Source organism: Spirosoma sp. KCTC 42546, from assembly GCF_006965485.1.
Taxonomy (GTDB): Bacteria; Bacteroidota; Bacteroidia; order Cytophagales; family Spirosomataceae; genus Spirosoma.
In genome coordinates, this window is sequence record NZ_CP041360.1 from 7,728,462 (window position 1) to 7,740,363 (window position 11,902).

Annotated in this window: 7 protein-coding genes; 4 read left to right on the top strand and 3 right to left on the bottom strand. The window is 48.4% G+C overall.

What is annotated here, in order from left to right; all coding sequences use genetic code 11:
- Positions 1–54: 54 nt before the first annotated feature.
- Positions 55–1,491 (bottom strand): DUF1800 family protein, encoded by a 1,437-nt coding sequence (locus EXU85_RS31395; protein WP_142775865.1) that lies wholly within the window; start codon positions 1,489–1,491, stop codon positions 55–57.
- A 257-nt stretch (positions 1,492–1,748) separates the two neighbouring features.
- On the opposite strand from EXU85_RS31395, the gene EXU85_RS31400 reads away from it, so the two are divergent.
- Both EXU85_RS31400 and EXU85_RS31405 read left to right on the top strand, forming a co-directional pair.
- Complete coding sequence (locus EXU85_RS31400) at positions 1,749–2,042, top strand: DUF4160 domain-containing protein (protein WP_142775866.1); 294 nt, start codon at positions 1,749–1,751, stop codon at positions 2,040–2,042.
- Positions 2,043–2,052: 10 nt separating this feature from the next.
- A complete protein-coding gene (locus EXU85_RS31405; protein ID WP_142775867.1) occupies positions 2,053–2,286 on the top strand; it encodes a DUF2442 domain-containing protein in 234 nt (77 codons plus the stop codon).
- Positions 2,287–2,288: 2 nt separating this feature from the next.
- Here the strand turns inward: EXU85_RS31405 and EXU85_RS31410 are convergent, their stop codons facing one another.
- A complete protein-coding gene (locus EXU85_RS31410; RefSeq protein WP_142775868.1) occupies positions 2,289–2,879 on the bottom strand; it encodes a hypothetical protein in 591 nt (196 codons plus the stop codon).
- Positions 2,880–3,270: 391 nt separating this feature from the next.
- Between EXU85_RS31410 and EXU85_RS31415 the strand changes: the two genes are divergently transcribed.
- Complete coding sequence (locus EXU85_RS31415; RefSeq protein WP_142775869.1) at positions 3,271–7,335, top strand: S8 family serine peptidase; 4,065 nt, start codon at positions 3,271–3,273, stop codon at positions 7,333–7,335.
- Positions 7,336–7,425: 90 nt separating this feature from the next.
- Positions 7,426–10,212 carry a S8 family serine peptidase gene (locus EXU85_RS31420; protein ID WP_142775870.1) on the top strand — a complete coding sequence of 929 codons (2,787 nt, stop codon included), beginning with the start codon at positions 7,426–7,428 and terminating at the stop codon, positions 10,210–10,212.
- Between the two features lie 63 nt (positions 10,213–10,275).
- Here EXU85_RS31420 and EXU85_RS31425 read toward each other — a convergent pair whose 3' ends face one another.
- The gene (locus EXU85_RS31425; RefSeq protein ID WP_246859324.1) at positions 10,276–11,880 is read right to left on the bottom strand and encodes a S8 family peptidase; all 1,605 of its coding nucleotides are present in this window, start codon (positions 11,878–11,880) and stop codon (positions 10,276–10,278) included.
- Positions 11,881–11,902 lie beyond the last annotated feature (22 nt).

Sequence of the window (11,902 nt, forward strand, 5' to 3'; positions counted from 1 at the left end):
GGAGGAAGGAGGAAAGGGAAGAGGCATGTCCATTCTCCTTCCTCCCTCTCCTCCTCATGTCAGCTGATACTCCGGCAGGCTCATGAGCGCTGCGGTTAGGGCATGAATTTGTTCGGAACGCGACTGGCCGGGTTTGGCCTGTTTGTTGATTAACTCACGTTGGTCGGGACGAAGCGGAAAGGGTAGCAACGTATTGGCAATGGCATCGGTTAACTCGGCATCGGTCGTTTTGGCGAAGGCAGCTTCAAAATCGACCCAGTCAACTTTTGTCTGGAATCGGGCTCCCCCTTTTCGGGCCAGCGATTGTGTATTCACATCGCCATCCTCTTTTGGCTGCACGGCGATCTCGGTGGCTTTGAGCACGTAACTCGGCAATTGCATACGGAAGAGCAAACTCGATGAGTCGATCCAGTTTTTGCCGCCCGGCCAGCCCGCTACATTGGGCGGATAGAACAGCAATTGACCCAGTGTTCGCTGCACAAAAATCTGCGACTGCGGTTGCTCAAACTGCACACCCAATGTATGGCGCAAGCCCGCCAGCAACTCCACCGGCGATTTGATATGGGCACCTACATTCTTGGCATCGTAAAACCAGTCTGAGGTGAAGATGGTCTCCAGCAAGGCGGTGATGTCGTAGCTGCTTTTGTAAAACTGATTGGCTAGTTCGTCGACCCGCTTTTTATCTTCGGTTTCGTTCACGAAGAAGCGGTAGATTTTCGCGGTGATGAACCGGGCTGTCTGCTTATTTTCCAGCAGCATGGCAATCACGTCCTCCCCGTTGAAGGCCCCCGTTTTCCCGAAAATAGTTTTCTCGCCATCGTCGTGAACCTGCTCCCGAAAAATGAATTGACCGTCAATGGTAAACTGCCAACCCGTAAAAGCGCGGGCGGCTTCTTTAATATCATGTTCTGAATAGTTTCCCCGGCCAAGCGTAAACAGCTCCATGACCTCACGAGCAAAATTCTCGTTAGGCGCGTTTTTCCGATTCTGCTGGTTATTCAGGAATTGCAGCATGGCCGGTTCTTTGGATACCGCCATTAATAAATCACTGAACTTGCCGAGTGCGTTTTGGCGAATGGTATTAGCGTATTGCTGCATGAACAGCGGATTCCGACCCTGGGTCCGACAGGCAAAGTGCCCATGCCAGAACAGCGCCATTTTTTCACGCAAGGCCGCTTTCCCGGTTGCCATCTGGTCGAGCCATTGGAGGTTCAGATCGCGCACCTTTTCGGCATTGTCCCGAATGCGCTCTTTCAGCATGTCCTTATCCAGTTGACCCGTACGGAAGAGTCCCTTCAGTTGCTTCTTCGTTTCATTGGTATCGGCATCAACGACCCGCAGATCGGGTACGGAAGCACTGTCGTTGAGCAACTGCCGAACCACTTTCTTCAGGGGTTTGCGAGCGGCCTCATCAAGCTCAGCGGGGGTAGCTCCGAATCCGGCCCGGGCAAACAGATACCGCGTTTGTTGCTGTCTGGTTTGGTTCATCATACGGCTTAAACGTTCACAATGGGTATATGACAAGTTAAAGTCGTAAGCGTTTAATCAAGAGGAGATTAAATATCGTCAACCATAAACAAATCCGTTTAATGACTACTAAAAACCACACATTCAATCTATATTTGGCTCATCCTCTGATTCTCCCATTCGTTTGCAAAGAATATTCTGCTCAATCAACTCCTACATACTCTAGCCTGTGAGTAAGGGTTTGTTTACTATTCAATGGTCTATACCTTTACATACTGTCAATGCCAACGTATTTTATTCTGTCTGCCTGGCGATATTTCGCCCGCAGTTATGATTTAGTATACGAACCCTGCCACGTTCATGCTCAGAAAGGATCACGTAAACTATGCAAATATTGGGTGTTTGCAGATGGAACCATTGAATTAGCCGATAGTAAAGGGCTAACCAAAAGGGAACTAAGTACAATCAGTGCAGTTATTAGTCAGGAAATCGAAACTATTAAGGAAGCATATGAAAGCTACTGTCGGCAAAACCGAATTGCGATCAACTACAAAACCAGGCGTACGATCCGCTGAACGTCCACCAATGGCAGCATTGCCTACTTTTAAAGGGGTGTTTTTCCAAGCTGATCAAGTTGGTTTTGAGCTAAGCGACGGCCGTACCATCCTCATCCCGTTGTCCTGGTCGAAGCCATTAGCTGCCGCAACACCTAAACAGCGAACGTCCTTTGAAATAACCGAATTAAACGTATTCTGGGATGAACTAGACGAAATTATTGGCGTTGAAAATCTGCTTTACGGAAGACATTTATTCTTGTAATGTTAAAAGCCAATCATTCTGGCCTTAATTTTATTCTGTAGCTGGTTATAAAATAAGCATACTTCTATAGCCTGTTTGCCCTTTGTTAGGCTTGGCTTATGGCGAATACCTATTGTTAGTAAAGAGTCTACGCGCATAAGTTCGTAGGGGACGGCTCCTTCATTTGGCAAGCTGCGACTTAAACCCTCCGACATGCGATTGAGCCCAAAACGCTGTGTATCAACACACATCACCATCTTCCTCTTAAATTGAACTTCTAGAACGCGATGAAGTGAATCAATTAGTCCAGAGCGGAATGGAAATGTGTGCCTATAGGTATTGACCTCCCGATTATAGAGAACCTCTTTAGCCTGGTGCTCATTAAAAAAATCACCTGATTGATAACTATACCCCAGGTCAACCGTACTTCCGTTATCCATTTCTGTATAATAATAGCCGGGTGGTTTATAGGCCAGGCTGTAGCGTTTCACCGCGTCACCCACGGTTAGCGGGAATACCCACGTACCACCGTTAAAATTCACGGTTATGGGTTTATCAGGCGCAGATTTACACGTTACAACTAACAGGAAAGCACTAAGCAGATATCTAAGCATGATAAAATTCTAGGTCTTTTCTATAGCTCACAAAAGTGAAGGGCAACATAATTGGCAATAAAACATCGCTCATTACCCGGTTTATCAAACTAGCAGTTGACTGATGGGTGGTTGAATTTGTGGAATGTCACTTAGGATTACGAACAGTAATAGTACAATTCTCGAGAAGCTCATTTACACATAGTGGTTCGTTTTCTAAGACAGGTTCAGAAGAAATTAGTCACCAGGTCGGTTGGCGACCAACTATCTATCCAACCAGTTCCCAAGAGAAACCATTAGCTCTTAAAAACCATTAAAAGTTTATTAATCCGCTGTAATATTGACTGATAGCGCAACAGAAGATACGATTTCTCCGTACTAGATCATATATTCTATTAGGCAGTCCTTTCCCATGTCTCAACGTTTACGAATCAGTACGGGCAGGTTTATTCTTTTACTTCTGGTAGTATCCGTCAAGCTTCTATCAGCTCAACCCGTCCCCTACTCAGCTGCGCAACGCCAGCAGATTAATTTGCTTCGCCAGACGATTCAGAAAACTTACGATGCAAATTATAGTAGAGCCGTGTCGCTGGCGAAACAAGTAGGGCATCCGCTTCGGGTGGTGCGGTCAAACGGGCGTATAGTAGAAGTAGCGGGCGTCGATGAACATGGCAATTTATTGTTCAATGCAACCACAGCCACCATTGTAGGTAATACACAAGTTGCCAATGCAACCCGTACATCGTCACTCTATTCGGGTGGTAGCCTTGGCTTGAATTTATCGGGTAGCAGCGCATCTGTACAGAATAAACTGGGCATTTGGGATGGTGGAGCTGTTTTGGCTACGCATGTTGAAGTAAAGGGCCGCGTGACGCAGAATGACAAGGCCAGCACAACGGCGGCCGACGAAGAACACCCTACACATGTAGCCACCACCATGATTGGTGCAGGGATCAATCCATTGGCTCGCGGTATGTCTTTTGGGGCAAAACTACAGGCCTGGGACTATACGAGCGATGTTTCGGAAATGACAACAGCGGCACCGAATCTGCTGGTTTCCAATCACTCCTACGGAATATTAGCGGGTTACCAATATAACCCCGATCTAACCGGCTCAACACAATGGGAATGGTACGGCGATACCACTATCAGCCGGATGTATGATTATAAATTTGGGCTGTATGATTCGCGCACGCAGAGTTGGGATCAGGTTGCCAATGCAGCGCCTTATTACCTGATCGTCAAGTCGGCGGGAAATGACCACGGGGCCGATGGTTTCCCAGGGGCGGGTCAGTCGTACATTCTGGTTAATCACAACAAAAAAGTGAGTACCGTAGTCCGTGATACGCAAAATGGATACGATCAGATTTCAACCAATGGCGTGGCCAAAAACATTCTCTCGGTGGGGGCCGTCAATTATCCGCTTTACGGCTATAACCAACCCAGCGATGTTGTACTGGCCGATTTCAGTAGTTGGGGACCTACGGACGACGGTCGGATTAAACCCGATATTGTGGGGATTGGCGTTAATGTACTCTCGGCCAATTCCAGTAGCGATAGCGCCTATGTCAGTTTAAGCGGCACCTCTATGGCTTCTCCGAATGTAGCGGGGTCGGTACTCTTACTACAGGAGTATTATACTCAGCTCCATTCAGGCAGCTACATGCGATCATCTACCTTACGTGGTCTCGTTTTGCATACAGCCGATGAGGCCGGTACAACGCTCGGCCCCGATTACCGCTTTGGCTGGGGCTTACTTAATATGGAACGGGCCGCTCGTGTCATTGGCAACACCGATCAAAATCATTTACTAAGTGAACGAACCCTTACTCAGGGACAGCGTGATACAATTCAGGTTACCGCATCCGGGCGCGGGCAGTTAGTGGCAACCATTTGCTGGACTGATCCGGCAGGCACAACCTCCAATACCCTCAATGATCGAACGCCCAAACTCGTCAACGACCTCGACCTGCGCATCAGCGATGGCACTACCACGACTCAACCCTGGATATTAGACCCGAACAATCCAGCCAATGCCGCTACCCACGGTGATAATATTCGGGATAACATCGAGCAGGTGCTATTTACCAACACAATCCCCGGCAAGACATACACCTTAATCATTGGCCACAAGGGCAATATCAGCGGTAGCAAACAGGATTATGCGCTACTTGTCAGTGGCATTGGCGGAAAAACCTATTGCGAATCGAAACCAACCTCAACGGCCGATACGAAAATCAGCCGGGTACAACTGGGAAGTATTGACCAAACGGGTTCTACGGGTTGCACCGACTACACAGACTTTACTCAGGTAGCCACAACAATTCAGGCTGGGCAACAGATTCCACTGACGGTATCGCTAGGCACTTGTGGCGCTACGAAGAACGTGGTCGTAAAAGCCTTTGCAGACTGGAACCAGAACGGCAGTTTCGATGAGGCAGGCGAAACCCTGGCGACGTCGGCTGTACTGGCGAACTCGGCACAGTTTTCAACAACGCTAACGATTCCGACCAACGTACAGAATGGGCAACTTATCCGGTTTCGGCTCGTAGCTACCGAAACCGATAATTCTGCATCGGTAGCTGCCTGTGGGCTGTATGGCAATGGCGAAACCCAGGATTATCTGTTAAATGTGGTACAGACGCTCAACGATGTAGGCGCAACAGCGCTTATTTCTCCCGAGGCTACCTTCTGCGGTCAAACCAATACCGATATAACGGTCTCTGTAAAAGTACACAACTATGGAAGTGCCGATCAGGTTAATGTGCCGGTTAGCGTTAAACTCATCGATGCAGCTAACACCGAGTTAGCATCTCTAAGCGGTATTGTCTCTAAACTGCCCGCTTTTCGAGAGAGTCAAGTGACGCTGCAATTGCCAGCCAGTATTTCATTGGCTGCGGGCCAGACATACCGGTTTATACTGGCAACAAATCTTGGTACCGACCAGAATCCGGCGAACAATAGTGTTACGGAAACCCGGACAACGGCCCCTACCCCAGCCAACGGGTTGTTTGCAGCAACCCAATGTAGCAGTGATTCGGTTATATCACTTCACAATGCCGGGAGCGGAACGGCCTTTTGGTACGATGCGCCAACGGGCGGTAACCTGTTGGCAGCAGGGAATCAAACAACAGCGCCGAAATTGCCGACCAGTGGACAATTTTATGCCACGCTGAACGATTTTTCGGGTACAATTGGTCCTGCCAGTAAATCAGCATTTGGCGGGGGCACGTATAGCGGCAACTTCGGTCCATCTCCGCTTATTTCAACCACGGTTCCCTTAACCATTGAAAGTGCACGACTGTACATCGGGAATGCGGGTCAGCTAACGTTTACAGTTCGAAAATTAGATGAAACCGCCATATCAAGTGTTACACTTGATGTAACCCCAACCCGGGACCAAAGTCTAACCGCCACCACGAACAGCCAGTTGGTCGATGACCCGAATGATCAGGGTGCAGTATATCCACTTAATCTTCGTATTCCTGCCGCTGGCGATTATAAGATCACGATCGAGTACACAGGTGGAGCCTCTATTTTCCGGAGTAACGTATCGGTAGCGGGCTTTCCGTATCAGCTTAAAACCCAGACAGGTGCGCCTATTGTAACAATTAAAGGCTCATTGTTCAATACTGGAACAACGAATGATACCCTTAAAACGGCCTGGTATTATTTCTACAACATCAAGGTTCGATCTCTTGATTGCCCCAGTCTGCAACGAACCGCTGTTGTCCCTTCTACCGGCACCTCGCCAACGGCAACTATCACACCCAGTGGGTCGGTAAGTATTTGTCAGGGGTCGAGCATTACGTTACAGGCAAGTACAACGGACACAGGGGTATCGTATCAATGGTATCGGAATGGTGCGGCTATAGCGGGTGCCATAATTAGTACCTTTCAGGCTACTACGGCAGGGGCTTACTCATTACAGGTAGCCAACAATTGCCCCTCTGTGCGTTCGCCGGCCGTTACGGTATCGGTGAATTCCGCTCAGAGTCCGATTGTTACGGCCAATGGATTTACCCTTAGCACAAACGCCGTTTCGAACATTCAATGGTTAGTGGATGGGGTTCCTATTACGGAAGCAACAGGAACAACTTATACGGTCGTAAAATCGGGTCGGTACTCGGTAAAGGGAAATGTGAATGGCTGCGGAGAGGCCATTTCCAACGAAGTTGTGCTAACGATTCTGGCCACGGAACCCGTTGCAGGCGACGATGAACTGCTCGTTTATCCGAATCCGGCAACCAGGCAGGTAACGATCTCTTTAGGCGTCTCATCCTTGTTATCGCAATCGCCAACGCTTCGACTGACCGATATACAGGGTCGTACAGTACACACAGGTACGCTACAACTCGACGGAAAAAATTATTCGACGGTAGTAGATGTAGCCAGCCTTCCCGGCGGTACGTTTTTTGTTATTGTTGAAGACGAACGGACGCAAAGCGTCCGGGTGAAACGGATTCACAAGCAATAACTCAAGCAACATCTGGCACGTCTCTACAGGCACAGTTTTATCACACCAAATAAGGTACAGAACAGGACCTCAGCGGGTTCCCTTCTCTTAATGTGCCTTATTGTGGTGTTTCTAAGCGGGGTAAATAGCCCCGCCTGGGCGCAGCCTAGTCAAAAAAAACAACCACTATCCTGGCAAAACGAACTTATTGAACGTTACACTAAGGCAAAAAAACGTACACTTAAGTTAGCGTTTCAGAATAAATGGTCTCTCTACAAAAACTATTCCAATCAGCGTGTATTCCAACTTCAGGAAGTCGATGCCTTAGGGCAACCAATTTATTATTCACTTCATAATGTTGAAGCAGCACGGGGCACTCGAACGCTGGCTTTACAGGGTGGTGGCTCATTGCCCATTGCCTTATCAGGCAATTCATCAGCTATGGCTGGTCGGTTGGGCTTATGGGACGGCGGCCGGGCGCTGGCCACCCATCAGGAATTTAGTGGCTCAACGACGAATGGGGTCAAAATCACGCAGAAAGATAATGTAAGTAGTACAAACAACCACACCACGCACCTGGCTGGTACCCTTGTTGGAAAAGGAGTTAATCCACTGGCAAAGGGAATGGCGTTTGGTGCGCAGTTGTCGGTATGGGATTATACCGACGATGTGACCGAGCTCCTCACTGCAGCACCAAACCTGCTCATCTCAAATCATGCCTATGGCCCGGTAGTTGGCTGGGTGTATAATGCATCACGACCCGGTACCGATTCAAATCTGAAATGGGAATGGTGGGGTAATACAGCCATTAGCGCTACAGAAGATTACCTGTTTGGCTTCTATACCACAAAAGCGCAGGATCTGGACCGAATCGCGTATAATAATCCCTATTTCCTGATGGTCCGGTCGGCAGATAACAAACGTAGCGAAACCGGCCCGCCCACTGGAACAGCTTATTTCCTAAAAAATACCAACACGCAAAGTACCGTTGCCCGGAGTCGAAACGATGCTTATGATGTAGTTCCAGCAGAAGCCACAGCCAAAAACGTACTCACCATTGGTGCTGCCGATGTTACGTATGATAGCCAGAACCAGCCCGTATTAGTAGGTTCAACATCCTTTAGTGGTTGGGGACCTACCGACGATGGGCGAATAAAGCCCGATTTACTGGGAATTGGCACCGATGTTTTATCATCCATCGCAACAACTACGACTGATTACAGCACGTACAGTGGAACCTCAATGGCTTCTGCCAATGTATCAGGATCGTTGTTTTTGTTGCAGGAACTATACGCCCGTCAGCGAGCATCCGGGTTGCCAGCCAGTGGACAATTTATGCGGGCGGCTACGCTCAAAGGGCTGGCTATCCACACCGCGGATCGACCTACTCCAGCAATCGGCCCCGACTATCGGCAGGGATGGGGTTTATTAAATACCGAAGCTGCCGCCCGCCTGTTGCTTAATGAGGAGTTGGCACACCTGGTTCTTGAACAAAGCCTAACTCCTGGCGGCATCTATTCCCGATCTATTGTTGCCCAGGGCAATGAGCCTCTGATCGTTACCTTATCCTGGACTGACCCCGAAGGAACAGCAACCAGTGTCGTTCCCAGTTCAGTAGATAGTCAGACGCCAAAACTTGTCAACGATCTTGACCTACGTATCAGTGATGGTCAGCAGACAAATCTGCCGTTTGTACTTGACCCTGCTCGACCAGCTCTACCTGCCAGCCGGGGCGATAATGTACGCGACAATGTTGAACAGGTGTATATCGCTAATCCTATTCCCGGCAAAGCATATACCCTTACAGTTTCTCATAAGGGGAAAATGACCTATTCGAGCCAACCTTACTCCTTACTGGTGAGTGGCCTTCATCGAATTAACTGTCAGCTAACCGCTACAACGATTCCAGCAAAAGATACTATCATCTGTTCTGGAGCTACATTACCGTTACAAGCAGGTAATCAATCGACCGATTTTCATTACCAATGGCTGCTTAACGGAACGGTCCTGGCTAGTGCGGCTACCCCCAACTATCACGCTACACAAGCAGGTTCGTATACACTGCGAATCACAGATGGGAATGGCTGTTCGGCAACCTCGCCACCGGTACAGGTACAAGTACGCACAGCATCTATCGGAATCACACCAACGGGCAACCAATTGCTTTGTAATACAGACACCCCCATTCGTTTAGAAGCCGTTTCATCGAATGAGGCAACACTGGCGGGGGCTACCTTCAATTGGTTGCGCAACAATTCTGTTATTGCCAGTGCAAATGCTAGTACGTTCAATGCAATCCAACCAGGGCGGTATCAGGTCCGAATGACGCAGGGTGGTTGCACGGCCACCTCTACCGAAGCCATTGTCCAGCTTTCCTCCGTCAATAACCTTGATTTACTTCCAGTAGAAACAGAACTTAATCTGCCTAAAGGTGCCAGTGTAATGCTGAAAGCCCCTATTGATACGTCCTATCGTTACCAATGGTATCGGAACGACAGCTCATTACCGAATGCTCATGAATACCGCTTATCCGTATCAACAGAAGGGAGTTATAAAGTACAGATTACCCAGCATACCTGTGTAGGCTGGTCAACAAATCGGATTGTCCAGTCGGTGGCTTTGACGGCTGCTACATCTGACTCAACCAGCCAATTTATAATCTACCCGAACCCGACCGAGCAGACCCTTTCTATTCGCTATGCAAACCCATTGGCAAAACAGGTTTTGATTAGTGTGCTTGATCAGAATGGCATTTTGCAACAGCCTTCACTTTCCATAAAATCTCAAAACGGCCAGTTTGAAGGCGATTTACCGATTCAGCAACTACCAGCAGGTATCTATATCTTTCGCCTGGCAGATGGCTTTGGCATACAAACTGGCCGTTTCGTAAAAAAATAAACCGGGCTGGTTAGGGCATTTCTGCATCTACCAGACCGGTTTATCCCTACGTTTCATTTGTTATTACTTTGCTTTTCCAGACGAGGCCTCTTCTGCAATTGCCATCTTCACCGCATCATACAGGTTTACAATACCCCCCGTTTTCGACAGCGTGTTGAAGGCAATCGTGTCGGTCGATTCGGGTCGGGTAACCTTTGTTGAATAGGGCGTCGCTGATTGTAAAATAATCCGTTTAATGTCAGCGTATGTCAACTTGGGGAAGTAGGATTTGAGCACAGCAGCTACACCTGCAACAACGGGCGAGGCCATGCTCGTACCACTGTTGTTCTCATATTTGCTACCTGGTACGGTCGAATAAATATCTTTGCCGGGGGCAAATACATCTACATTCTGTTTGCCATAGTTCGAAAAACTAGCGATCAGCTCATTGGTATTGGGTAAAGCACTAGCTCCTACAGTAATCACATTCGGAATAGCGGAGCCATCAATGAACCGGGGAGCCGGATAGTTGGCTGCAGTGTCAATATCTTTCCCGTCGTTTCCGGCGGCATGGATCATTAAAACACCTTTCGAGAGGGCATACCGTTCGGCATCCTCTACCACAGTACGCTGGGGCGAATAATCCTTCCCAAAGCTCATATTGATGATCTGTGCGCCATTGTCGACTGCATAGCGGATTGCATTAGCAACGTCTTTATCGCGTTCATCGCCATCAGGAACGGCCCGTACACCCATGATCTGAACCGCATCGGATATACCCATTACACCAAGTTTATTGGTACGATCGGCCCCGATAATTCCGGCTACGTGTGTGCCATGATCGGCACGAGGGCCGGCAATGTCAGCATTACCATAGTTGTGGTCTGTCAGATCATTTGGATTGTCTCCTACAATAGCGCGGCTATCAAATTCAGGGTTGTAGTTATATTCCGCACGAGCTTTAAGTTGCTCATTTGCTTTTTCAAGCTCGCTCATAACCACATCCGTATCCGCAGCTCCCTGTTGGCGTAACAGCCTCAACACGCCCATAACCGGCCGCTTCAAGGCCGCATCGGTGAGCGTGTCAGATGCTTTCCGCAGTGTCATCGTATCCAGTTTCGCTACCTTCAACACTTTTTTCAGGTTATCGACAGCCGATGAATACTGCGTATAGAACTGGCTGATACCCTGATACTGTGCCTTATACTCCGACTGATTTTTCTCTAATTCAGCCTTCGTTTTTTGGTACAAATCGTACTCTTTCTGCTCAGTTGGCTTCAGTATTTTCCGGTCTTTCCCTTCGTATTTGGGTTTTAACTGGACATAGAGACGGGTAACTTCGGCGGTTTCATAGCTAACATTACGGCCATCTTTACCGCCAATGAAATTCCAGCCATGGATATCATCGACATAGCCGTTTTTATCATCGTCCTTCCCGTTTCCGGCAATTTCCTTTGGATTGACCCATAGTACCCGACGTAAATCTTCGTGGGTTGTATCAATACCACCGTCTATTACCGCCACCACCACGGGTGTGGCTTTACGATCTTTAAGCAACTCGCGATAGGTTCGCTCAACGCTTATACCAGCCGTATTATCGGTTTTATCTTGCAGATACCACTGCGTTTCCTGCGCCCAAGCTGCCATCGAAAGCAAACAAACCGACGCACTGATAAGGAGTTTCTTCATGAATTGTTAACAAAAAATCTCG

What these genes read in the sequence shown, in the direction of transcription:
- EXU85_RS31395 (WP_142775865.1), bottom strand. Translation starts at nt 1,491, where the DNA reads ATGATGAACCAAACCAGACAGCAACAAACGCGGTATCTGTTTGCCCGG.
- EXU85_RS31400 (WP_142775866.1), top strand. Translation starts at nt 1,749, where the DNA reads ATGCCAACGTATTTTATTCTGTCTGCCTGGCGATATTTCGCCCGCAGT.
- EXU85_RS31405 (WP_142775867.1), top strand. Translation starts at nt 2,053, where the DNA reads ATGGCAGCATTGCCTACTTTTAAAGGGGTGTTTTTCCAAGCTGATCAA.
- EXU85_RS31410 (WP_142775868.1), bottom strand. Translation starts at nt 2,879, where the DNA reads ATGCTTAGATATCTGCTTAGTGCTTTCCTGTTAGTTGTAACGTGTAAA.
- EXU85_RS31415 (WP_142775869.1), top strand. Translation starts at nt 3,271, where the DNA reads ATGTCTCAACGTTTACGAATCAGTACGGGCAGGTTTATTCTTTTACTT.
- EXU85_RS31420 (WP_142775870.1), top strand. Translation starts at nt 7,426, where the DNA reads ATGTGCCTTATTGTGGTGTTTCTAAGCGGGGTAAATAGCCCCGCCTGG.
- EXU85_RS31425 (WP_246859324.1), bottom strand. Translation starts at nt 11,880, where the DNA reads ATGAAGAAACTCCTTATCAGTGCGTCGGTTTGTTTGCTTTCGATGGCA.